Annotated in this window: 20 protein-coding genes and 1 other RNA gene; 5 read left to right on the forward strand and 16 right to left on the reverse strand. The window is 67.8% G+C overall.

Annotated features, from left to right (window positions below):
* Nucleotides 1–29: 29 nt before the first annotated feature.
* The 9 genes from PV781_RS17200 to PV781_RS17240 all read right to left on the reverse strand — a co-directional run bounded on the left by PV781_RS17200 (nt 30) and on the right by PV781_RS17240 (nt 6992).
* The gene (locus PV781_RS17200; RefSeq protein ID WP_274776864.1) at nt 30–992 is read right to left on the reverse strand and encodes an amidohydrolase family protein; all 963 of its coding nucleotides are present in this window, start codon (nt 990–992) and stop codon (nt 30–32) included.
* Between the two features lie 41 nt (nt 993–1033).
* On the reverse strand, nt 1034–1849 hold the full coding sequence (locus PV781_RS17205; RefSeq protein WP_274776865.1) for an NAD(P)-dependent oxidoreductase: 816 nt from the start codon (nt 1847–1849) through the stop codon (nt 1034–1036).
* A gap of 101 nt (nt 1850–1950) precedes the next feature.
* Nucleotides 1951–2886 (reverse strand): LysR family transcriptional regulator, encoded by a 936-nt coding sequence (locus tag PV781_RS17210; protein WP_274776866.1) that lies wholly within the window; start codon nt 2884–2886, stop codon nt 1951–1953.
* A 42-nt stretch (nt 2887–2928) separates the two neighbouring features.
* Nucleotides 2929–3459 carry a dihydrofolate reductase gene (locus PV781_RS17215; protein WP_274776867.1) on the reverse strand — a complete coding sequence of 177 codons (531 nt, stop codon included), beginning with the start codon at nt 3457–3459 and terminating at the stop codon, nt 2929–2931.
* Nucleotides 3452–4717, reverse strand: coding sequence for a flavin monoamine oxidase family protein (locus tag PV781_RS17220; RefSeq protein ID WP_274776868.1), 1266 nt, complete (start codon nt 4715–4717; stop codon nt 3452–3454). Before PV781_RS17220 ends, PV781_RS17215 begins: the two co-directional genes overlap by 8 nt.
* A gap of 42 nt (nt 4718–4759) precedes the next feature.
* Nucleotides 4760–5374, reverse strand: coding sequence for an SspB family protein (locus PV781_RS17225; RefSeq protein ID WP_274776869.1), 615 nt, complete (start codon nt 5372–5374; stop codon nt 4760–4762).
* Between the two features lie 139 nt (nt 5375–5513).
* Nucleotides 5514–5874, reverse strand: a transfer-messenger RNA (tmRNA) gene (gene ssrA / locus PV781_RS17230).
* A gap of 48 nt (nt 5875–5922) precedes the next feature.
* Nucleotides 5923–6852: a site-specific tyrosine recombinase XerD gene (locus PV781_RS17235; RefSeq protein WP_274776870.1), complete on the reverse strand. Its 930-nt coding sequence runs from the start codon at nt 6850–6852 to the stop codon at nt 5923–5925.
* On the reverse strand, nt 6849–6992 hold the full coding sequence (locus tag PV781_RS17240; RefSeq protein WP_209104164.1) for a histidine kinase: 144 nt from the start codon (nt 6990–6992) through the stop codon (nt 6849–6851). The genes PV781_RS17235 and PV781_RS17240 overlap by 4 nt, the downstream gene beginning before the upstream one ends.
* 156 nt (nt 6993–7148) lie before the next feature.
* On the opposite strand from PV781_RS17240, the gene PV781_RS17245 reads away from it, so the two are divergent.
* Together PV781_RS17245 and aroB are read left to right on the forward strand one after the other, a co-directional pair.
* Nucleotides 7149–7760, forward strand: a complete 612-nt coding sequence (locus PV781_RS17245; protein WP_274776871.1) for a shikimate kinase — start codon at nt 7149–7151, stop codon at nt 7758–7760.
* A gap of 26 nt (nt 7761–7786) precedes the next feature.
* A complete protein-coding gene (gene aroB, locus PV781_RS17250) occupies nt 7787–8926 on the forward strand; it encodes a 3-dehydroquinate synthase (protein ID WP_274776872.1) in 1140 nt (379 codons plus the stop codon).
* Between the two features lie 4 nt (nt 8927–8930).
* On the opposite strand, the gene PV781_RS17255 is transcribed toward aroB, so the two are convergent.
* Nucleotides 8931–9749: a HesA/MoeB/ThiF family protein gene (locus PV781_RS17255; protein WP_274776873.1), complete on the reverse strand. Its 819-nt coding sequence runs from the start codon at nt 9747–9749 to the stop codon at nt 8931–8933.
* A 75-nt stretch (nt 9750–9824) separates the two neighbouring features.
* Nucleotides 9825–11333, reverse strand: a complete 1509-nt coding sequence (cysG, locus tag PV781_RS17260) for a siroheme synthase CysG (protein WP_274776874.1) — start codon at nt 11331–11333, stop codon at nt 9825–9827.
* 345 nt (nt 11334–11678) lie between these two features.
* Between cysG and PV781_RS17265 the strand changes: the two genes are divergently transcribed.
* Entirely contained in the window at nt 11679–12737 is a 1059-nt protein-coding gene (locus tag PV781_RS17265; RefSeq protein WP_274776875.1) for a YopT-type cysteine protease domain-containing protein, read from the forward strand.
* A 15-nt stretch (nt 12738–12752) separates the two neighbouring features.
* On the opposite strand, the gene polA is transcribed toward PV781_RS17265, so the two are convergent.
* From polA to acnA, 4 genes are all read right to left on the reverse strand, one after another.
* A complete protein-coding gene (gene polA / locus PV781_RS17270; protein WP_274776876.1) occupies nt 12753–15755 on the reverse strand; it encodes a DNA polymerase I in 3003 nt (1000 codons plus the stop codon).
* 85 nt (nt 15756–15840) lie between these two features.
* A complete protein-coding gene (locus PV781_RS17275; protein WP_274776877.1) occupies nt 15841–16218 on the reverse strand; it encodes a DUF2794 domain-containing protein in 378 nt (125 codons plus the stop codon).
* Between the two features lie 491 nt (nt 16219–16709).
* Nucleotides 16710–17528, reverse strand: a complete 819-nt coding sequence (locus tag PV781_RS17280; protein WP_274776878.1) for a DUF1223 domain-containing protein — start codon at nt 17526–17528, stop codon at nt 16710–16712.
* A gap of 420 nt (nt 17529–17948) precedes the next feature.
* A complete protein-coding gene (gene acnA, locus PV781_RS17285; RefSeq protein ID WP_274776879.1) occupies nt 17949–20645 on the reverse strand; it encodes an aconitate hydratase AcnA in 2697 nt (898 codons plus the stop codon).
* 185 nt (nt 20646–20830) lie between these two features.
* Between acnA and ccmA the strand changes: the two genes are divergently transcribed.
* Together ccmA and ccmB are read left to right on the forward strand one after the other, a co-directional pair.
* Complete coding sequence (gene ccmA, locus PV781_RS17290; protein ID WP_274776880.1) at nt 20831–21454, forward strand: heme ABC exporter ATP-binding protein CcmA; 624 nt, start codon at nt 20831–20833, stop codon at nt 21452–21454.
* Nucleotides 21451–22119 carry a heme exporter protein CcmB gene (gene ccmB / locus PV781_RS17295; RefSeq protein WP_274776881.1) on the forward strand — a complete coding sequence of 223 codons (669 nt, stop codon included), beginning with the start codon at nt 21451–21453 and terminating at the stop codon, nt 22117–22119. The genes ccmA and ccmB overlap by 4 nt, the downstream gene beginning before the upstream one ends.
* 13 nt (nt 22120–22132) lie before the next feature.
* On the opposite strand, the gene PV781_RS17300 is transcribed toward ccmB, so the two are convergent.
* Nucleotides 22133–23437, reverse strand: a complete 1305-nt coding sequence (locus tag PV781_RS17300; protein WP_274776882.1) for a DUF2254 domain-containing protein — start codon at nt 23435–23437, stop codon at nt 22133–22135.
* Between the last annotated feature and the right edge of the window lie 12 nt (nt 23438–23449).

Below are 23449 nucleotides of genomic sequence, written 5' to 3' on the forward strand. Positions count from 1 at the left end.
TGTGGCTCTGCTCGCAAAAAAGGGAGGGCTCAGCTGGAGAAGCCGAACAGGCGGACCGGATTGTCCACCAGGAGCTTGTGGCGCTGGCCGGCATCGGGGGCATAGAGGGGGACGAGGTCCACCAGGTCGCCGTCATTGGGCATGACCGGGACATTGGGGTGGGGCCAGTCCGTGCCCCAGACGCAGCGGTCAGGCGCGGCGGCGATGAGGGCCTGGGCGAAGGGCACGGTGTCGGTGAAGGGCGCGCCGGTGGCGGACATGCGCTCCGGGCCGGTGATCTTGATCCAGCCCTTCTCGTCCGTGCGCATCAGCTCCACCAGCGCCTGGAAAGGCGCCTGCTGCAAGCCTTCGGCGGCCTTCACCGCGCCCATGTGGTCGATCACATAGGGCAGCGGCAGAGCGCGGAGCAGCGGCACGAATTCGGGGATCATGGCCGGCTCGAGATAAAGGTCCACGTGCCAGCCATAGGCCTTCACCCTGTCGACGATCTTGTTGAAGCCCGTCATGTCCGGCCGGCCGCCGAGGCGAGCCAGGAAGGTGAAGCGGCAGCCGACGACACCGGCCTCGGTCAGCGCCTGGAGTTCCTTGTCGGTGGTGGTGTCGCTGACATTGGCGACGCCCTTGTAGCGGCCATTGCTGGCGGCGATGGCGTCGGTGACGGGGCGATTGTCGGGGCCGTGGACGGTGGCGTTGACGAGGACGGCACGCTCCACGCCGATCTTGGCATGCACCTCCTGGAACAGCTCCAGCGGCGCGTCCGGGGGCGTGTAGCTGCGCTTGGCCCAATAGGGATATTTGGAATTGGGGCCGAAAATATGGGTGTGGCTGTCCACCGATCCGGCCGGAGCCTTGAAGGTGGGCGTCTTCACGTTGGGATCGGGGCCCATGATCATCGGTGCGGTCGTTCCCGTCTGCGCCCTGGCCGCAAGCGGCAGCCCGCTCAGGGTGGAGGCAAGGCCGGCAAGGCAGGTCCGGCGTGAGATGTGCGGCATGGTGCGTTTCCCCAGATGTCCGCTCTTCCGGCGGCGAGACGTCAGGCTTTCTTGGCGGCGCCCCGCTGCTGGGCATCGGCCACCGCGCGGGCGAGGTCTGGCACCAGGCCGAGGGCGGCCAGCATGTCGGCGGCCTCGCGCATCTCGGCGGCGCGGCGCACGCCGTGGGTGGCCACCCGCTCGGCCATGTTGGGCGCGAGCGCGGGGAAGTTCATGCCGGGGAAGCTGGCATCCAGGGAGGAGAAGACCTCGTTCTCCACATCGAAGGCCTTGGCCGCGCGGGCGCAATCCACGATCAGCGCCTCGATGCCCTTCACCATGATGGAGCGGCAGAGCTTCATGGCCGAGGCGCGCCCATGCACGTCGGACACCGGGCGGATGTTCATGCCCAGCGGCACCAAGGCGGCGGCGACCGCCTCCGCCTTCGGCCCGCCGCCCAGGATGGGCACGGCGATGCGGGGCGCGCCCACGGGGGCCATGACGGCGCCTTCCACATAATCGGCGCCCACCGCCTCCACCGCGCGGGCGGCGGCGACCTTGGTGTGGGGGGCGGCGGAATTGACGTCGAAGAGGATCTGGCCGGGCTTGAGATAGCCGGCCGCGTCCTGCGCCACGGTGAGCGCCTGGTCGGCCGTCACCGCCGAGATGACGATATCGGCGCCCTCGGCCGCCTCGGCCGCACTGGAGGCCGCACGCACGCCATCGGCCTGCGCCCGCGCCAGGAGGGGAGCCGCGAGGGCAGGGTTGGCGAACTTGATGTCATAGACGGCGACGGCGGAAAGGCCGTTCTTCAGGAGGTCATGGGCGAACAGGGTGCCCACTTCGCCATAACCGATGATCGCCAGCCGCAGGGCCATCTTTGCGTCCTCTCCCGTCGTCGCGTCTCAGGCGCGTTGGGCGGAAGGTGACGGTTCGGCACACATGAATCAAATGACAGTTTTTTCGTCATTCATGAAAATCATGCATCTGCCTGGTCACGAGCCTCCCCCGCCTTGCCCCTGCGCCGCGCCTTCAGCCGCGCGCGCACCAGATCCAGCAAGGCGTTGGCGGCGGGGGACAAAGGCGTGCCGCGCTTGGTGAAAACAACCAAGGTGCGGGTGATGGAGGGGTTGCGCAGCGCCAGCAAGGCGAGGCCGGACAAGCGATTGCGCTCCAGCGCCAGATCGGGGACGACGGTGAGCCCGATCCCCGCCTGCACCATGCTCACCGCCGTCTGGATGTGCTGCACCTCATAGCGCCAGTTCAGCGCCTCCCGCCGGCTGCCCAGCGCATCGTCGATCAAGGCGCGGTTGCCCGCCTGGGGGCTGATGCGGATGAGCGGCACGCCTTCCAGCGCGCTCCAGCTGGCGCTGCCCTCCGCCACCAGGGGATGGCTTTTCGGGCACAGGAGCACGAACTGCTCCTTGCGCAGGGGCGTCATGTCCAGGTCCCAGACGGCGGCGGTGACGATGCCGATGCCGAATTCCGCCGCCCCCGCCCGCACCAGGCCGGCAATCTCGGAAGCGGAATTGTCATAGACCTTCACCGCCACGCCGGGATGAAGCTCCGCGAAGGTCTTGAGCGCATGGGGCAGATGGCTTGCCGCGATGGTCGGCAGGCAGCCGATCGCGATGCGTGCCTCCTGGCCGCGCGCCTTCTCGCGCAAGGTCTCGATCTCCCCTTGCAGCGCGGACAGCGCGGTGCGGGCCTTGGGCAGCAGCGCCTCGCCATCCGGGGTGAGCGTCACCTGCCGGGTGGAGCGGAGAAGAAGGCGCACCCCCAGGTCATCCTCCAGCTTGCGCAGGCGGTGGGAGAGCGCGGTCTGGGACAGGTTGAGATGGGCGGCCGCCCGCAGGAACGAGCCGCGCTCGGCAATGGCAAGGAAGGCCTGGAGGCCGAGGAAATCGATCCGCATGCCCTTTGCTTGGCACGCGGCAGACGCGTTGGAAAGACGGGCTTAAGCGGGGTCGCGCCGCTCCAGCGTCACATAGGTCACCGGCGCCTCGTCGCCGGGCGCCTGGACAGGGCCCTCAACGGCCACCTCGCGCCACACCGCCGGATCATAGGGCGGCAAATGCACGTCGCCCTCGGGGGAAAGGTGCACGCGGGTCAGTTCCACCCGCCGCGCCACGGGCAGCGTGTCGGCAAACACCTGCCGGCCGCCAATGACCATGATCGCGTCCGCCCCCATCTCGCCCGCCGCCGCCCGCGCCAAGGCGAGGGCTTCGTCCAGCGTGCGCCCCACCCGCACGCCCTCGGGCGCCGTGAAGGACGGATCGGCGCTCACCACCACGGAAATGCGCCCCGGCAAGGGCCGGCCAATGGACTGGAACGTCCGCCGCCCCATGAGCAGCGGCTTGCCCCAGGTGAAGGCTCGGAAGCGCTTGAGGTCCGAGGGCAGCCGCCAGGGCAGCTCCTGCCCGCGCCCGATCACCCCGTTCTCGCCCACCGCCACCACATGGACGAGCGGCAGTTCCTGGTCAGCCATGAGGGGAGGTCTCCAGCCCCGCCAGGGCCGCCTTGGCGGCGGCAAGGCCGGTGAGATGGGCGCCGTGGCAGGTGGAGAAGTCATGCCGGGACACGGCTTCCCCAGCGAAATGAATGCGCGCGTCGTACGGCTCAGACAAGCGGGCGCGCAGGTGCGCCTTGCCCGGCAGGGCGCAGGAATAGCCGCCGCCAATAAGGGGATCGGCGGTCCAGGAGGTGGCGCGGGTGGTCACGATGTGCCGGCGCACGTCGGCGCCGAAGGCCCGCACCAAGGCCTCCACCGCCTCGATGGCCAGCGCCGCCGCGCCCTCGGCCACAAGACGCGCGGCGGAGGGGCCGGCCAGATGCGCCACCACCACGGGGCGCGCGCCGGGCAGGATCTGGAAATTCACTGGCGCGCGGTCGGAATTGGTGCTGTCGAAGGTGCTCACCCCCGTGCGCTCGTCGAACCCGAACAGGTCGCGGTCGAAGCCGATGGCCACCTTCTCCACCACGCCCAGCGGCAAGGCGGCAAACGCGTCCTCCAGGTCCGGCGGAAAGCCCGGCCGCACCGCGATGGCGCCCCGCGCCAGCACGCTGGTGGGCACGGCGATGATCACCGCCCGCGCCCGCACCGTCCCCTGCGCCGTTGTCAGCACCAGGTCGCGACCGGAGCGGTCGATGGCGGTGACGGGGCAGTTGAGCGCCACCGGCAGGTCCGCCCCATGGGCTGCCACCAGGGCGCCATAGCCCTCCAGCACCGGCCAATTGTGCCCGGTGTCGGAATAGGCCGCATAGTCGGCGGTGGATATGTCCTCGGGAAAGGCCGCGGTGATGAGCGACAGCCAGTGCCGCACCAGGGGCGCCCAGCGGCCGGCATCGGGGATGACGGCGGTGGCCGCCACGTCCCGTTCCGCCATGCCGGCGGCGATCATGGCCTCGAAGGCGCCATCCAGCAGGCCAGCCGCCTGCGCCACCTCCTCGCCATTGGCCCAGCCGGCGCCCGTATGCACATGGCGCAGCAAGGGCCGGTCGCGCTTCAGATAGGAGAAGCCGAGCCGATCGGCGATGGCGGTGAAGGGATTGCGATCGGCGGAATGCAGCCAGTGGCAGCCCAGGTCCCAGGGCTGCTCGAAGCTGGTGGCATCCGTATAGGCGCGCCCGCCGATGCGGCCCGCGGCCTCGAATACGGCGAAGCGCACGCCGCCACCCCGGAGCACGGTCCCGGCCGCAAGGCCAGCGGCTCCGGCACCTATGACGGCGACATCGAGATCCTGCACAACGCCACCTGACCGATCTGGGTGAGCCGAGCCGTCAGGCGCTCACTTCTTGCGGAAGACGTCGAGGCGCACCACCTCGGCTCCGGCCTGGGGCTTCTCCTCGGCGGCTTCGTCCTTGGTGGCCTCGGCCTTGCCGGCCGGCGCTTTCTCAGTCTCGCCGTCACCCTTGCGGGCGCTGGCCAGCGCAGGCTCGGACGCCGCGCCCCGGATGGCGCGGAGGGGAGAGGCGGTCGGCAGGGGCGTGGGGGCGGAGGAGGAGGCATTTTCCTCCGGCGCCGGCTCCTCGGTGGCCTCGGCCTCGGCGATCTCGAACTGGAGGCCGAACTTCACGGAGGGGTCGAAGAAGCCCTTGAGGGCCGTGAAAGGCACCAGCAGCCGCTCGGGCACGCCGCCGAAGGACAAGCCCACCTCGAAGGCGTGCTCGGTCACGTTCAGGTCCCAGAACTGGTGCTGGAGCACGATGGTCATCTCTTCCGGATACTTCTCCCGCATGCGCGTGGAGAGCCGCACGCCGGGGGCGCGGGTGTCGAAGGAGATGTAGAAATGATGGTCGCCCGGCAGGCCGTCGCGCGCAGCATCCACGAGCACCCGGCGGACCACGCCGCGCAAGGCTTCCTGGGCAAGAAGATCGTAGCGGATATGATCGACCGACGACATGAGGGCGTTTGAACTTTCCGGACGCGGGCTTCGGCCGGAACACCCCCGCGCATTCCCCGCAGGACCGGTGGTTCCGCCCCTCCGGCGAATGGGCGAACGGCCCATTCCCCTCCTTCAGGTCCGGCCGGGCCCGGAAGGAAGTGGAGGCTTCTGTTGCCAGGTGCCTCCGAACCCCGCCTAGCCAGTGCTACCCGGTAGGACTTTTATTTCGGTACCTTTACCGCTCACGCGGCAACGGCAACCGGAGCATAGTTGTCATTCGCAACTATAGGTCGGCCCGATATCGGCGGAACCATGCCGAGCGAAAGAAAGCCCTTTACACCCTCGTCGATCCTGGTTCGCCCCCGCCGGAGCCCGCGCGCGTGCGCTTCACGGGCTCTGGTGGAGGCGCCGGGTACTGCCCCCGGGTCCGAAAGGCTTATTACGACAACCATTTATCGCCATAGCCGGCTTGCGCCGGCCCCTTGAATATAGGCGGGGCCGGCCTGCGATGAAAGGGGCGCGCCCGCTTTTCCCCGCAGCGCATGAATGGGCGGTATCAAAAGACCTTAGGACGCGCCGTCCGACAAAGGATGGAGGTCGCGCACCATGGCCTTCAGGCGCTCGTCCAGAATATGGGTGTAGATCTGGGTGGTGGAAATGTCCGCATGCCCCAGAAGCGTCTGCACGATGCGCAGGTCCGCCCCATGGGCCAGGAGATGGCTGGCGAAGGCGTGGCGCAGCACGTGGGGGGAAAGCTTGGCCGGGTTCACCTCCGCCGCCACCGCCAGGTCCTTCAGCTCACGCCCCGCCTGCTGGCGGGTCACATGGCCGCTGGCCGCCCCCGAGGGAAACAGCCACTTGGTGGTCGCGAGCCCCGCCTCGGCCCGCGCGGCGAGGTAGTCCGCCATGGCCGTTTTGGCGGCGCTACCCAGCGGCACCAGGCGGTCCTTGCCGCCCTTGCCGGTGACCACGATGGCATCGGCCCGGCTGCGGGCGGCGCTGGCGGGCAAGGCGACCAGCTCGGAGACGCGCAGGCCGGTGGCATAAAGCAGTTCCACCACCGTGAGGGTGCGCAGGCGCCGCAGGCGTTCGGCGGGGGGCGCGGGCTCCTGCGCGCGGGCATGTGCCGTGGAGATGAGGCGCGTCACCTCCTCCTCGGTGAGCACCTTGGGCAGCGGGCGGCCGCGCTTGGGGCCTTCCAGCACTGCCGCCGGATCGTCCCCGCGATGGCCTTCCGCATAAAGGAAACGATGGAATTGCCGGAGCGCCGAGAGGCGGCGGGCGACCGTGGTCGCCTTCATGCCGCGATGGGAGAGATCGGCCAGATAGGCCCGCAGGTCACCCGTATCGGCCTTGTCGAGCGCGACGCCGCGGGTGGCGAGGAACTGGCCGAGGTCCGCAAGGTCGCGGCGATAGGCGTCCAGCGTATGGGGGCTCGCCGCCCGTTCCACGGCCTGCATGTCCAGGAACAGGGCCAGCGGCCCGGCCGCGCTCATTTGCTGTAGCGGTCGTTGGGCACCGTGAAGGTCACGTCGCGGGAAATGGGCTGGACCTTGTTGGCGAGCCAATAGGCCCCGCCATAGATGCCTCCGGCGAGGACCAGGATCACCACAAGGAGCCGGATCAGGCTGGGCAAGGCGGCCTCTTTGCTTCCCGCGAATCGCTTGCGCCGTGCGCCCATCACAGGTGACATGGTGCGGCGCGGCTTTCAACCGCCATTGCCGCGCCGAAAGGGGGGTGCTATCGCCCTGCCCCACGGGCGCCGCTGAGCCGGCGCAGCAGGAGGCAGGTGGTGACGGGTCCCACAGCGACGGAAAAGCCGGATGCGGCGGCCGAAGCGCTTCTGGCGCGGCTCGGGCGGCGCTGCATCGTGCTGGTGGGCATGCCGGGCGCCGGCAAGTCCTCCGTGGGCCGCCGCCTCGGCAAGCGCCTCAACCTGCCCTTCCTGGATGCGGACGAGGAAATCGTGCGCGCCGCCGGCATGAGCATCCCCGAAATCTTCGCCCAGCGCGGCGAGGCCGAGTTTCGCGAGGGCGAGAAGCGCGTGCTCTCCCGCCTGCTCCAGAACGGGCCGACCGTGGTCGCCACCGGCGGCGGCGCCTACATGAATGCCGAGACCCGCGCCAACATTTCACGCCATGGGATCGCCGTGTGGCTCCATGCGGACCACGCCACGCTGCTGCGCCGGGTGAAGAAGCGCACCGACCGCCCCCTGCTCGCCCAGGGCGATGCGGGCGAGCGCCTCGCCGCCCTCCAGGCCGAGCGCGAGCCGGTTTATGCGCTGGCCGATGTCACCGTCGAATCCCGCGACGTAGTGCATGAAGCCGTGGTGGAGGACGTGATCACCGCCCTTCTGCGCCACACCCAGAGCACGGCCCCGACGGGCGATGCCAGCGCCTCCTGACGCCGTCCTTCGTTCAAGGAAGTCCCATGTCTGAGCCCGCAGCCGCCACCTCGCCCGCCGAACCGCGCCTGGTGCGCGTGGACCTGGCCGGGCGGCCCTATGAGATCGCCATCGGACCGGGCCTGCTGACCGAGATCGGCCCGCGCATCGCCGCGCTCCGGCCGGGCGCGCGGGTGGCCATCGTCACCGACACCCACGTGGCGGAGCATCATCTCAAGACGGTGGAGGCCTCGCTCGCCGCCGCCGGCATCCCCTCTTCCGTCATCGAGGTCACGCCGGGCGAGAAGACCAAGGGTTATGCGGGCCTCGAACAGGTGACCGAAGGGCTGATCGCCGCCCGCATCGAGCGGCGCGACCTGGTGCTGGCGCTGGGCGGGGGCGTGGTGGGGGATCTCGCCGGCTTCGCCGCCGCCGTGGTGCGCCGCGGCGTGGACGTGGTGCAGGCACCGACCACCTTGCTCTCCCAGGTGGATTCCTCCGTGGGCGGCAAGACCGGCATCAATTCCCCCCAGGGCAAGAATCTCATCGGCGCCTTCCACCAGCCGGTGCTGGTGATCGCCGACACCGCCGCCCTCGACACGCTCCCCGCCCGCGAGGTGCGCGCCGGCTATGCGGAAGTGGCCAAATACGGCCTGCTCGGCGATGCGCCCTTCTTCGAATGGCTGGAGCAGAACGGCCGCGACGTGATCTCCGGCGGCCCGGCGCGGGTAGAGGCGGTGGCCGCCTCCTGCGCCGCCAAGGCCGCCATCGTCGCCCGCGACGAGAAGGAGACCGGCGACCGGGCCCTCCTCAATCTCGGCCACACCTTCGGCCATGCGCTGGAGGCGGGCGCCGGCTTCTCCCAGCGCCTGCTCCATGGCGAGGCGGTGGCCATCGGCATGGCGCTGGCCTTCTCCTATTCCGCCAAGATGGGCCTGTGCTCCGGGCAGGACGCGGTGCGCGCCACCCGCCACCTGGAAGCGGTGGGCCTGCCCACCCGCATCGCCGACGTGCCGGGCGAGTTGCCGGATACGGACGGCCTCATGGCCCTCATTGCCCAGGACAAGAAGGTCAGCCGGGGCGCGCTGACCTTCATCCTGGTGCGCGGCATCGGCGCCGCCTTCATCGCCAAGGATGTGGACGCCGCCTCCATCCGCGCCTTCCTGGAGGAGATGCGCGCGGCCTGAGCGGTCAGGCCGCCCCGCGCAGCGCGTGTTCCGACAGATCGGTGATGCGCGCGCCAGTGCCGGTGAGCGGATTGTCCGGGTCATAGGCGTATTCGAGCGTCTCGAAGCGCATGGAGAGCGCGTCGATCATCAGGAGCTTGCCCACCAGCCCCTCGCCGAAGCCCACAATGGCGCGGATGACCTCCAGCGCCGCCAGCGAACCGGCGATGCCGGCCAGCGCGCCCAGCACCCCCGCCTCCGCGCAGGGCGCCACGGTCCCCGGCGGCGGCGGCTCGGGGAAGAGGCAGCGATAGGTGGGATGAGGCGTGCCGTCCGGACCCCTCTCATGGGGCTTCAATGTGGTGACGGTGGCATCGAAGGTGCCGAGCGCGGCGGTCACCAAGGTGCGGCCGGCGAGCGCGCAGGCATCCGACACCAGATAGCGGGTGGCGAAATTGTCCGAGCCGTCCAGCACCACATCGGCGGCGGAGATCAGCTCCATGGCATTGGCGGGGGTGAGGCGGGTGGCGTGGAGCGTCATTTCCACATGGGGATTGAGCGCGCCGACGCGGTCGCGGGCGCTCTCCACCTTCGGCCGGCCAATGTCCGGCGTGCCGTGGATCACCTGCCGCTGGAGATTGGAGAGGGACACCTCATCATCATCCACCAGCGCGATATGCCCCACGCCGGCGGCGGCGAGGTAGAGGAGAGCGGGCGCGCCAAGCCCACCGGCGCCCACCACCAGCACACGGGCGGATTTCAGTTTCTGCTGGCCCGGCCCGCCCACGTCGCGCAGCACGATGTGCCGGGCGTAGCGCTCGATCTCCTCCGGTGAAAACGCCATGGGACTTAAAATCCTTCACTGGCCCGCGCGGCAAAGCCGGGGCCTTTGTGCATCATCCCGGCCCTGAAGGCCGGATCAGGGCGCCGCGCGCCGTTCGCTCTCCTGCTGCGCGGCGAGGCCCTCGGCGAGGGCGAAACCATAGAGAACGAGGCACGGACCCTCCGCGCCCTCGGCCACCGCCTTTTCCACCGCCTCCGCAAGGCCACCCAAGGGGGCGCTGACCACCACCTCCTGCGGGCGGCTGACGGAAAACACCGCCAGCGCCGGCACTTGCGGGTCGATTCCGGCATCGGTGAGCCGGCTTACAAGCTCCGCCAACGTCCGGCGGGGCATATAGACCACGGTGGTGGCGGCCGGATCGGACAGGGCCTTGAAATCCAGGTCTTCCGGCAGCTTGCCGTTGCGCGCATGGGCGGTGACCAATTGCAGCCGCCGGGCATGATCGCGATGGGTCAGCGAGGTGACGAGCCGGCTCGCCGCGCCCTGGGGCGAGGAAATGCCGGGCACCACTTCCACCGGAATGCCGGCGCGGCGGCAGGCGGTGATTTCCTCCCCCGCCCGGCCGAAAATCATCGGGTCGCCGCCCTTGAGGCGCACCACGCGGCGGCCTTCCTTGGCCAGCGACACCATCAGCGTGTTGATGTCGCTCTGCTTGCAGGAGGGGCCATAGCCGGTCTTGCCCACCAGCATCTTCTTGGCCTCGCGGCGGGCGAAATCCAGCACCTCGCCGGAGACGAGGTCATCGTAAAGCACCACCTCGGCGGATTGCAGGGCGCGCACCGCCTTCAGCGTCAACAGCTCCGGATCGCCCGGCCCGGCTCCCACCAGCACCACCGAGCCAGTCTCGGGCGCGGTGCGCTCGGTCTCGGCCAGCGCGATCAGTTCGGCCCGGTCCCGCTCGTCCGGTGCCCGCTCGGGGGTGGCGAGCGCACGGGCGGTGAAGGCTTCCCAGAAATGCCGGCGGCCATGGAAGGAGAGGCCCAGCTGCGACACCGCCCCCCGCCAGCGCTGCGCAGCCTGCGCCCACCGGCGAAACCCCAGCGGCAGGATGGCCTCGATCTTCGCCCGCACCGCCTGCCCGAAGACCGGGGCCGCGCCATCGGTGGAGATGCCCACCACCAAGGGCGAACGGTTCACGATGGCCCCGAAGGCGAAGTCGCAGAAGGCCGGCTTGTCGATCACATTGACCGGGACGCCCGCCCCTTTGGCAGCGGCGCGGAAGGCCTCCGCTTCCCCGTCATCCTCGGCGTCGGCAATGGCAAGCGCAGCGCCTTCAAGGTCGTCCGCCACCCAGCCCCGTTCGATGAGGTGGATGACGCCCTCGCGGCCCTCCTCCGGCTGCGCCATCTCGGCGGCCAGCGTCACCATCTCGTCGCAGGGATGGGCCGCATAGACCTTCACCACCGCCCCGGCGGCACACAAAAGCTCGGCCTTCCACACGGCCGGCGGCCCGCCGCCGGCCACCACCACCGGCTTGCCGGCCAGCGCAAAGAAGACCGGCAGCCGCGCCAGCGCATCCATGCGCCCGCTCGCCGTGGGGCTGGGGGCGCGGGGGGGAAGGATCTTGTCGGCCGGTAGGGCCATGTCGTCGTCCATGCTTCCTTTGGAGCCAACGTCACACAGCCGCCGACGCCGATTACCGGGCCATGAGCCCACCTGGAGAGAAAGCGGGCAAGAGTTTCGGCGTCAAGTCGACGCACTGCTGCAATTTGGGGCTACCGACCATCCAGAGCAAGTGGACGAGGCTTCAGAAAGGGGACAAGGGGCTCCGCCCCTCCGCTACGAACGAATACTTTCATATTATTTCATAGAAATTAAATGAGCCGATGATAAAATTCCGCAACTAAAGCCAACATAGCCTGCATAAAATAGCTTAAATTATATAAATATAAGTAAAAATTCGATCGCATCCAATTGAGGAAACTCAAGATGAAAAAGTCGCTCGCAAAATTCCTTGTCGCAAAATACGATCAGCTGGAGAACATTTCAAACTTCTGCGACTGGCGAAAGGAAGATTTTTGGGATCCTGCCGTCACTTCATTTGAGCCCACGGTTGAAAGGGCGCGTGGCGCGCTTGTGGGCATAAGGCGCGACGAGGCGCGGCTTAGAGAGGCTAAGGGAAAAATCAACGTTGCATTAAGAAGCACAAGTGAAAAGAGTGATGTTATAGCATTGAAATGGAAAAAGATTGCAAATGCAGCATTGATAAAGCAGAATAGAATAGAACAAAGCGAAAATATTGTAATTCTTGAAGAAGGCACAGAGATCGCGACGGGATTCCGCAACGAAGAGCGAGAATTAAAGGAGGGCATATGTTTGGGCTTGAGCTGCAAGTGGCTTCAAAACTTCAATCAAATACATCAAGATGATATAATAAAGGCAAAAATTGATGCCGCCACCCGCATCGGACGTCTTATTGTGCCGACGGACCAAGAGCGGGGTACACTTAGCACTCAATTGTTTCGCGAAAAAATAAGTGATTTCATTTTTTCACTGAACGCACACCACGCTATGTACAAATCAAAATTAGAAACTCTTCAACAGGACCCATATATTGCCGAACCCTCCCATAATTCACATATAAATATCATTCGTTCGCTTCTGAAGAAGCACAAATTCGACGCCACGGAGCACTACATTCAGAGGAACGGCCGTACGCCGTTGCAAATTTCCTGGGACTCAATCACATCGCCGAATTCGATCAGCAACGCGCTCGACATGGTCGATGGTTCATTTTTCCTCCTCTTCGAACTCAACCGGCCGGGAGCAACCACCGGCTCAGCCCACGCCACATGTGGGAGCCAGAAAATCGCATCGAGCTTCTGGAGCAAAAAGGCGACACTTTCCTTTTTTGATCCCAATTTCGGGGAGTTCTTCTCCACTAGGTCGCAACGTACCGAATTTCTCACAGCTCTTTGCGAGAACTACAATGACATGGGGAAAAAAGTCCTTGGCTTTCACCTTATCCCCTTGAACCGCATCCCGTAGAAGGCATCCGCTGCCTCAGTGCGCCTCGTCCCAATTGTCCGCCGCGCTCGCCTCCACCCTCAAGGGCACGGCGAGCGACACCGCCGGCAGCGCGGCGGTTTCCATCACGTGGCGCACCAAGGGCAAGGTGGCGTCCACTTCCGCCTCGGGCACTTCGAACACCAGTTCGTCATGCACTTGCAGCAGCATGCGGGCGGAAAGGCCGGCCTCGTCCAGCGCGCCTTCCATGCGGATCATGGCGCGGCGGATGATGTCGGCAGCGGTGCCCTGGAGGCGGGCATTGATGGCGGCGCGTTCGTTGAAGGCGCGCACGGAAGGGTTTGAGGCGGCAATGTCCGGATAGTGGCAGCGGCGGCCGAACAGGGTCGTCACATAGCCATGCTCGCGGCAATAGGCCTTGGTCTCGTCCATATAGGCGCGGATGCCCGGGAAGCGCTCGAAATAGCGGCGGATATAGAGCCCGGCTTCCTCGCGCGGAATGCCCAGCTGGTTGGCGAGGCCGAACGCCGAGATGCCGTAGATGATGCCGAAATTGATGGCCTTCGCCCGCCGGCGCACCTCGCTCGGCATGCCCTCCACCGGCACGCCGAACATTTCGGAGGCGGTCAGAGCGTGGATGTCCAGCCCGTCCTTGAAGGCCTGCCGCAAGGAGGGGATCTCGGCGATCTCGGCGAGCAGCCGCAATTCGATCTGCGAATAATCCGCCGAGACCAGCTTGTAGCCCTTTTCCGCCACGAAGGCGCGGCGGATGCGGCGGCCTTCCTCGGTGCGGATGGGGATGTTCTGGAGGTTGGGCTCGGAGGAGGACAGGCGCCCGGTGGTGGTGGCCGCCAGGGCATAGGAGGTGTGCACCCGCCCTGTGCGCGGGTTCACATAGCCGGGCAGCGCGTCCGTATAAGTGGAGCGCAGCTTGGCCAGCTGGCGCCAGTCCAGGATCTTCTTGGGCAGGGGATGGCCGGCCTCGGCCAGCTCCTCCAGCACATTGGCCTTGGTGGACCAGGCGCCCGTGGGGGTCTTGGTGGCGCCGGGCAGGCCCATGCGGCCGAACAATATGTCGCCGATCTGCTTGGGCGAGCCCACATTCAGCCGCTCGCCGGCAATCTCGGCGATCTCGTCCTCGATGCGCGCCGCGCCCTGGGCGAACTCGCCGGAGAGGCGCGAGAGCAAGGTGCGGTCGATGGAGACGCCCCGCGCCTCCATGCGGCCGAGCACCGGGATGAGCGGGCGCTCCAGGGTCTCATAGACGGTGGTCATGCCGTCCGCCGGCAAACGGGGCTTCAGCACCCGCCACAGGCGCAAGGTGACGTCCGCATCCTCGGCCGCATAGGCGGTGGCGGCGTCCAGCGGCACCTTGTCGAAGGTGATCTGCCCCTTGCCCTTGCCCGCGACCTCGGTGAAGGCGATGGGCTGGTGGCCGAGATGGCGCACCGAAAGGTCGTCCATGCCGTGATTGGTGCGGCCGGCATCGAGCGCATAGGACATGCACATGGTGCAGTCGATGGGCGCCACCTCAATGCCATAGCGGGCGAGGATGGCCGCGTCATACTTGACGTTGTGGCCGATTTTCAGCGTGCCCACATCCTCGAACAGGGGCTTGAGCAGCGCCAGGGCGTCCTGGAACGGGATCTGGTTGGGCAGCCGGCCCTCGCTGAAGAGCCCATCGCCCGCCCCCACATGGGCGAGCGGAATGTAGCAGGCCACATTGGGCGCCAGCGCCAGGGAGACGCCCACCAGATCCGCCTGCTGGCTGTCGATGCCCGTGGTTTCGGTGTCGAAAGCCACATAGCCCTGGTCGCGGGCGCGGGCGCACCAGTCGGCCAGCTCCGCCGCGCTGGTGAGCATGGCATAGCGGGAGCGGTCCACCTTCTCGGCGCGGGCCTCGGCGGCGCGGGCGGCCACGAGGTCGGACGGGGAAAGAAGCTGCGGGCGGCCGGAGGGGGCCGGCGCGGCGCCAGAGGCGGGCGCAGCGGCGGCGGGGGCCACCTGCTCGGCAGGGCCAGCGGGCAGAGCGGGCACGGCGCCGCCGCCGGGGGCGAGCAGCGGGTCGGGGTCGATCTCGCCCGCCTCCACCCCATAGGCCTCGGCCACGCGCCGGGTGATGGTGGTGAATTCCATGGCTTTCAGGAAGGCGACGAGGCGCCTGGCGTCCGGCTCCTCAAGGACGAGATCCTCCAGCGGCACTTCCACGGGGACGGCGCAATCCAGCGTCACCAGGCGCTTGGAGATGCGGGCCTTCTCCTGGTTGGCGGGATCGAGCAGCGATTCGCGGCGCTTGGGCTGCTTGATCTCGCCCGCGCGGGCGAGCAGCGATTCCAGGTCGCCATAATCCTGGATCAGGGTGGCGGCGGTCTTGATGCCGATGCCGGGCACGCCGGGCACATTGTCCGTGCTGTCGCCGGCCAGCGCCTGCACGTCGGTGACCTTCTCCGGCGGCACGCCGAAATAGTCCACCACCTCCTGGAAGCCGATGCGCCGCTCCGGCCGCGCGCCGCGCCCGCCCGCCTCGCCGGAGGCGGGATCGTACATGGCGACCCGCTCGCCCACGATCTGCATCAGATCCTTGTCGGCGGAGACCACCAGCACGTCGGCGCCGGCCTTTGCCGCCTGGACCGCATAGGTGGCGATGAGGTCGTCGGCCTCGAAGCGGGCCATTTCCACCGGGATCAGGCCGAAGGCTTTGACCGCCTCGCGCATGAGGGGGAATTGGGGAATCAGTTCGTCCGGCGGATCGGAGCGGTTGGCCTTGTAGTCGGGATAGATTTCCTTACGGAAGGAATCCTCCGACTTGTCGAAGATGATGGCGAGGTGCGTCGGCCGGATGCCCACGGCGCCTTCGCGGATGAATTGCAGCAGCTTGGTGCAGAACAGGCGCACCGCCCCGGTGGGCAGCCGGTCCGAACGGAAATTGTACTTCCGGTCCTGGTTGATGGACTGGAAATAGGCCCGAAACACAAAGGACGAGCCATCGACCAGGAAGACATGGTCGCCGGGCTTGATCGGGCGGGGGGCAACAGACATCGGGGCATCCTGCGAAACGGTGCGCACGATGCCCGACCCTCCCGCCGCAAACAACCCTTGCGTCCCGCTCGCCCGCGCGGCGGGGTCAGCCGATGGTGCGCAGCGGCTTCTCCAGCACGGCCAGCACGCGCGGCAGGTCGGGCCCGCGCTTCAGGATGAGGCCGGTCTGGGAGATGACGCTATAGGCGCCCTGCTTGCGGGCAAGCTTGGGGTCCTTCTCGATGCGATAGAGCGGCACGTCCATGGCGCGCCGGAAGATGGAGAAGACCGCCTTGTCCTTCATGAAGTCGATCGCATAGTCCCGCCACTCGCCGGCGGCGACCATGCGGCCATAGAGGTCGAGGATGCGATCCAGCTCCCGCCGGTCGAAAGTCACGCGGGCCGGCGCGGGCGGGGACGGGCTGGCGTGAGGGTGAGCGGCCGGAGATGCGGCGGCGGTGCGTATGGGTTCGACGTCTCCCATCGGGCCTCCTTCTTCAGGCATTCGCAAGAGCGCGATGGCATCCCGGCCCAGCACCGGCGCCGAGGACGTTTGATCCGCGCCATCCCATGATCCGCCCGATGGGCGCTGCTGGCAAGGGCAGTGGAAAGCCGGCTGAAAATCCGATCACGGCCTCGTCAACGGAAATCACAGTCTTGTCCCAATTGGGCCATGCCCTCGCCGTGGGCCGGGGCGATCTTCAATCCCGTAGCAGGGCCGGTTCGCCGCCGCTCCGGTCTATCCCAGCCCCCCAGCCCCCCGGGGCGGTGCAGCGGACCGGCCACTGCTACACACTTCAAGATGGTACCCCTTCCTGAAAAGGTCGCTCCGGCGGCCTTTTTTCTTGTCCGGATCACGGCCCTGACGGCCCCGGCACGCGCCATGGGGCCGCGGCGGGGGCGCTGTGTCACGACGCACGTCGCCAGACGGCCCAAGCCGCCCGCCTGATTCTGATCGGAACGGGATAATGGGGCTCAGGGCAGCGCGAGCTTGGCGGCGCCAAGAATGGGGCCGGGCGCGCCGGGGGAGCCGCTCTGCACCATCACCACCACCTGGTCGACACCCTCTTGCTGGATGCGGCTCAGATCCACCTCGTAGCGGGCGGCGCCGCCCGTCCAGGGACCGAGGCGGATCCAGCCGCGCACGATATTGGTGTAAGTGACGGTCTTGCCGGCATTCTCCCCGCGCCCGATGGACACCGCCTGGCTGGCGATGACCGGGCAGACCCACACATCGGCAGAAATCTCGGGGGTCACCGGCACATGGGCGGTTCCGGTGGGGCCGGGCCCGCTTTTGGGAGTGGCGGTGGCCTCGTGGCCCTTGGCGGCAGGCAGCTCGATGACCAGCGCATCCTTGTCGCGCGTCAGCGTCACCGGCACCGAGAGGACGGTGGCGTCGTCACGGACGCGGGAGACGGCCTTTTCCACCGACCGGCGATCGCTGCCCTTGGCGGCGACGACACCGTCCACCACCATTTGCGGCGTATAGATCATGCGGTCGCCGCGCAGGTCCGCATAGGCGCGCTGGCGCAGCGAATGGCCGTGCTTGGCCAGCGTGTCCTTCCAACCCACATAGTCCCAATAATCCACCGCCAAGGTGAGGGCGATCACCTGCGGATCGGCCGCCAGCTCGGAGAGCAGCGTGTCGGCGGGCGGGCAGGAGGCGCAGCCCTGGCTGGTGAAAAGCTCGACCACCGCCTTGGGCCTCTGGTCCGCCGCCTGTGCGGAGACGCCCGGACAGGCGGCAGCCAACGCAGCGGCAAGCAGGAGAGAACGGGCGCGGAACGGGCTCATCTGCGGCAGTTCAACCTTTCAGGGACGGGAGGCCAAGGCTTAGGCCCCCGCCGGGGGAGAGGCTACTCACTTCGCGGTGAGAGGAGGGCCCCTCACCGAGGCGTGCGATGCGGCCGCGCCAGCGGGCAGCCAGACACGAAAACGGCCGCGCCTGAGGGGCGCGGCCGGGAGGTAACTCCGACATGCGGCAGGCGTAGATGCTGGCCCGTCCCTTGAAACGTCATGGCCGGGCTTGGCCCGGGCCTCCACGCCCCCTCCGCTCGCGCACCGCAACAGGGCCGATCCCAGCCAACCCCGTGGGCGGCTGGGACAAGCCCGGCCATGAAGCCCGGCCCCAGGAAAGCAGGGCCACACCCCCGTCGCGAGGGATCGCCCGCACGTTTCGAAAGCAGGCGGCGCCAGAAGGCGCCGCCGTCAGCCTCACGCCGCCAGCGAGCGCAGGACGTAGGGCAGGATGCCGCCGTTGCGGAAATAGTCGAGCTCGTCGAGCGTATCGATGCGGCAGATGAGCTCCACATTCTCCACGCGGCCGTCGGCGAACTTGATCTCGGCGGTGAGCATCTGGCGGGGCTTGAGGTCGCCCTCGATGCCCTTGAGGGTGACGATCTCGTCGCCCTTCATGCCCAGCGTCTGCCAGCTCTCGCCGTCCTTGAAGACCAGCGGGACGATGCCCATGCCCACCAGGTTCGAGCGGTGGATGCGCTCGAAGGACTGGGCCACCACGGCGCGCACGCCCAGCAGCTTGGTGCCCTTCGCCGCCCAGTCGCGCGACGAGCCGGTGCCGTATTCCTTGCCGGCGAACACCACCAGCGGCACGCCCTCGGACTTGTAGAGCATGGCGGCATCATAGATGGGCATCTGCGCGCCATCCGGATAGTGGATGGTCACGCCGCCTTCCACGCCCGGCACCATCTGGTTCTTGATGCGGATGTTGGCGAAGGTGCCGCGCATCATGACTTCGTGGTTGCCGCGGCGGGTGCCGTACTGGTTGAAGTCCACCGGGCGGACCTGATGCTCGATCAGGTACTGGCCGGCAGGCGAGGCCTGCTTGATGGAGCCGGCGGGCGAGATGTGGTCGGTGGTGATGGAATCCAGGAACAGGCCCATGATGCGGGCGTCCAGGATGTCCTTCACCGGAACCGGCTCCTTCGTCATGCCGACGAAGTAAGGCGGGTTCTGCACATAGGTGGAGCTGTCCTGCCAGGCATAGGTCTGGCCGGTGGGCACCTCGATCTTCTGCCAGTTCTCGTCGCCCTTGAAGACGTCGGAATACTTTTCCTTGAACATCTTCTTGGTGATGTTCTCACGGATATAGGCGGCGATCTCCTTGTTGGAGGGCCAGATATCCTTGAGATAGACGGGCTCGCCATCCTTGCCCGTGCCCAGCGGCTCGGTGGTCAGGTCGATCTGAAGCGAACCGGCGATGGCATAGGCCACCACCAGCGGCGGGGAGGCGAGGTAGTTCGCCTTCACGTCGGGGTTCACGCGGCCTTCGAAGTTGCGGTTGCCGGAGATCACGGCGCCGGCAACCAGATCGTTCTTGTTGATGGCTTCGGAGATGGCTTCCGGCAGCGGGCCGGAATTGCCGATGCAGGTGGTGCAGCCGAAGCCCACCAGGTTGAAGCCGACCTTGTCCAGGTCTTCCTGCAGGCCGGAGGCGTTCAGATAGCCTTCCACCACCTGGGACCCGGGCGCCAGCGAGGTCTTCACCCACGGCTTGCGGGTCAGGCCCTTCTTCACCGCGTTGCGGGCGAGCAGGCCCGCCGCGATCAGCACCGAGGGGTTGGAGGTGTTGGTGCAGGAGGTGATGGCGGCGATGGTCACGTCGCCATGGCCGAGCGTGAAGTCCTCACCGGTGACGGGCACGCGCTTGGCGGCCTCGCCGGGCTTCTTGAACTCGCCTTCCAGGGCGGCGAGGAAGCCGGCCTTGCTCTCGGAGAGCAGAACGCGGTCCTGCGGACGCTTCGGGCCGGCCATGGAGGGCAGCACGGTGTCGAGGTCGAGCTCCAGCGTGTCGGTGAACACCGGATCGGGGGTGTCCTTCTTGCGCCACATGCCCTGGGCCTTGGAATAGGCCTCCACCAGGGCGACGCGGCTGTCCTTGCGGCCGGTCTCGTCGAGATAGTCGATGGTCTCGCGGTCCACCGGGAAGAAGCCGCAGGTGGCGCCGTATTCGGGGGCCATGTTGGCGATGGTGGCGCGGTCGGCGAGGGAGAGGTGCTCCAGGCCCGGCCCGTAGAATTCCACGAACTTGCCCACCACGCCCTTCTTGCGCAGCATCTGGGTGACGGTGAGCACGAGGTCGGTGGCGGTGATGCCCTCGTTGAGCTTGCCGAACAGCTTGAAGCCGATCACCTCGGGGATGAGCATGGAGATGGGCTGGCCCAGCATGGCCGCCTCCGCCTCGATGCCGCCCACGCCCCAGCCGAGCACGCCCAGGCCGTTCACCATGGTGGTGTGGCTGTCGGTGCCCACCAGCGTGTCGGGATAGGCGACCGTGACCTTGTGGCCGTCAATCTCTTCCTTCCGCGTCCACACGGTCTGGGCGAGATATTCCAGGTTCACCTGGTGGCAGATGCCGGTGCCGGGGGGCACGACGCGGAAATTGTCGAACGCGTTCTGGCCCCACTTCAGGAAGCGGTAGCGCTCCTGGTTCTGCTTGTACTCCTCGTCCACATTCTTCTTGAACGCGGCATTGTCGCCGAAATAATTCACGATCACCGAGTGGTCGATGACCAGATCCACGGGCACCAGCGGGTTGATGCGCTCGGGATCACCGCCAAGATTGACCATCGCGTCGCGCATGGCCGCCAGGTCCACCACCGCCGGGACACCGGTGAAGTCCTGCATGAGCACGCGCGCCGGGCGATAGGCGATCTCGCGCTCGGCCTTGCCGCGGGAGACCAGCCATTCGGCGACGGAGAGCACGTCTTCCTTGGTGACGGACCGGCCGTCCTCGAAGCGCAGCAGGTTCTCCAGCAGCACCTTCATGGAGAAGGGCAGGCGGGACACCCCCGTGAGACCATTTTTCTCGGCCGCTTCAAGGCTGTAATAGACGTATTCCTTATCGTCCACCTTGAGGGTGGTGCGGCACTGGAAGCTGTCGAGGGAAGTCACGGCGGGTAGTCTCCGGTTCGATGATCGACCGACGCAATACGGCCTCGGAAACCGGGAGAGTGGTGCCCGGCCACCTTGGACGGTGCGGTTCAGCCGCTTTATAGAGCCATTTCAAAGCGCGGTCATGCGCTAAGACGAGCGAATGTGCAATGCATCTAAAGCGGGATCTGCCATGCCCCGAGGCCATGCCCTGGTCGGACGCGGTTCTGCGCGCCGAGGACCTCGCCCTCCAGCGGGGACTTCGGCTGCTGTTCTCAGGGCTTAGCTTTGCCGTGCGATCGGGCGAGGCGCTCGTCGTCGTCGGTCCCAATGGCGCGGGAAAATCCTCGCTGCTGCGCGTCATGGCCGGGCTTCTGGGCGCCACCGCCGGCCAGGTGCGGCTGGAGGGCCTGCCCGGAGAGGAGGCGCAAGGCGAGCATGTGCACTATCTCGGCCACCAAGACGCGGTGAAGGGCGCCCTTTCGGTAGCCGACAATCTCACATTCTGGCGTGACGTGCTGGGGTCCCCGGGCCTTGCCGTGGACGAGGCCCTGGACGAAGTGGGCCTCGGCGGCCTCGGGCGGCTGCCGGCGGCGGTGCTCTCGGCCGGCCAGAAGCGGCGCCTCGCCATTGCCCGGCTACTGGTGGCCCGCCGCCCGGCCTGGATCCTGGACGAGCCCACCACCGCCCTCGACGTGACCGCCCAGGCCCGATTCGCGGCGCTGGGCCGCGCTCACCTGGCCGGCGGCGGCCTCATCCTCGCCGCCACCCACGCCCCCCTCGACCTTGGCGAGAACGCCCGCGAACTCAGCATTGGGAGGCCGGCATGATCTCCGCCTTCCTGGCGCTGGTCCGCCGCGACCTCGCCTTGGCCCTCAAAGCCGGCGGCGGCGCGGGTCTGGGCGTCGTCTTCTTCCTCTCGGTCGTCACCATCGTGCCCTTCGCCGTGGGGCCGGACATGATCCTGCTCGCCCGCATCGGCCCGGCGATTTTATGGATCGGCGCCCTGCTCGCCTCCCTCATCGGCCTGGAGCGCCTGTTCGCGCAGGACGTGGAGGACGGCACCCTGGACGTGCTCGCAGGCGCGGTGCTGCCCTTGGAACTGGTGGCCGCCGCCAAGGGCCTCGCCCACTGGATTGCCACCGGCCTGCCCTTGGTGGTGGCCGCCCCGGTCCTCGCCCTGATGCTGAATCTGGAGCCCACCGCCATCGGCGCGGTGGTGGCCACCCTCCTGGTGGGCACGCCCGCCGTCACCGCCCTCGGCCTGATCGGCGCGGCCTTCGCCGGCGCCTTCCGGCGGGGCGGCCTCCTCATCGCGGTGCTGGTGCTGCCCTTGGCGATCCCCGTCCTCATCTTCGCCGTCTCCGCCACCTCGGCGGCGGTCTCAGGCCCCGTGCCCTTCGGCACGCCGTTCCAGATCCTCCTGGGCCTTGCCTTGTTCGCCCTGGTGCTGGGACCAGTGGCGGCAGCGGCCGCGCTGCGGGCGGCGCGGTAGGGGCTGCGGTTCGTTACCGCAGCTTGGGCGTGGCCAGGTCGTCATGGGCCCGCACCAGGTCGCGCAGGCGGGCCCGGTCTGCCTCAAGGCCCAAGGCGGCCTCGGCGCGGTCGAGGGCCATGCGGGATTGCAGCCGGGCGGCGGCCTTGAAGGCGTCGTCGCCCATGCGGGACAAGGCCAGCAGGCACTTCTGCACGCGCAATTGCACCTCGATCAGGCCCGCCCCGTCGCGCGCCATCAGCATGAAGCCGTCCTCGAACAGGTCCGCCGTCTGAAGGGGCGGCACATGGATGCGGGGAAAGTCCGGCTCCTCCGCCGGTCCCTCCGCCCCGCCCTCCGCCCCGCCCTCCGCCCACAGGCTCAGGAGCCGGGTCACCCGGCCGATCACATCGATGGCCGTGCCCGCATCATTGACCCCGGGCGACAAGGCGCGGCAGCCGATTTCGCTCATCACCGCGAGGCCAAAGCGCGGGTCCTGGTCGAACGAACGCTCATCCCCCAGCGAGAAGGCGTCGCACACCGCCGCGCGCAGGTCGTCGGCCGCGTCCGCCTTCCCGGGGTTGAGGACATAGGCCAGCGGCACGTGCGGATAGACGAAGGTGCCGGGAATGGCGTTGAGCACCATGTCCGTGTCCCGCTCCTCGCACAGCCGCGACAAGGCGGGCATGTCGATGTGGAGGATGTAGCCGATCCGGTGCGCCGACACGGCCAAGGCACCGGCGGCCGGCGCCGTGTCCTTCGCGCGCAGGGGCGTCCCGCCCAGGCACGGATCGCGCAGGCGGGCCTTGATGGCGCGCCGGGTGGCGTCCTCTACCCGGTCGGTGGTCTCCCCCACCCGCCCGAGCCGGGTGAGATGGTCGATCCAGCGCAAGAGCGAGACCACCACCAAAGCGATGACGGCGATGGTCACCGCGAACAGGACCACGCGTCCCCGGTCGCCATAGGCCCCCGTCTTCAGGACGATCAGGCCGACAATGCTGAACAGGAAGGAGCCGATGAAGGTGGCGAGCACATTCTGCGTCAGCGTGTCCTCGACGAGGAGCTTGGTGGCACGCGGCGTGACATTGTTGGTGGCCGAGCCATAGGCCGAGACCATGACGCTCAGCGAGAAGGTGGTCACCGACAGCATGCTGGAGGCGATGATGGCGAGCAGACCATCCACGGCGTCGGAGCCGATGCTGCCGGGAATGGTCCAGGGAATGTAGCGTTCGGCCACCGTGGCGAGCATCGCGGCCAGGATGCCCAGCACCCCCAGCAAGGTGGCCCGCACCCAGAGCCGCCGTGTCAGCTGCGCCATCACCCATTGCCATTTCGGCATGCCCGCCTCCGT

This window comes from Aquabacter sediminis (genome assembly GCF_028863665.1).
Classification (GTDB): domain Bacteria; phylum Pseudomonadota; class Alphaproteobacteria; order Rhizobiales; family Xanthobacteraceae; genus L1I39.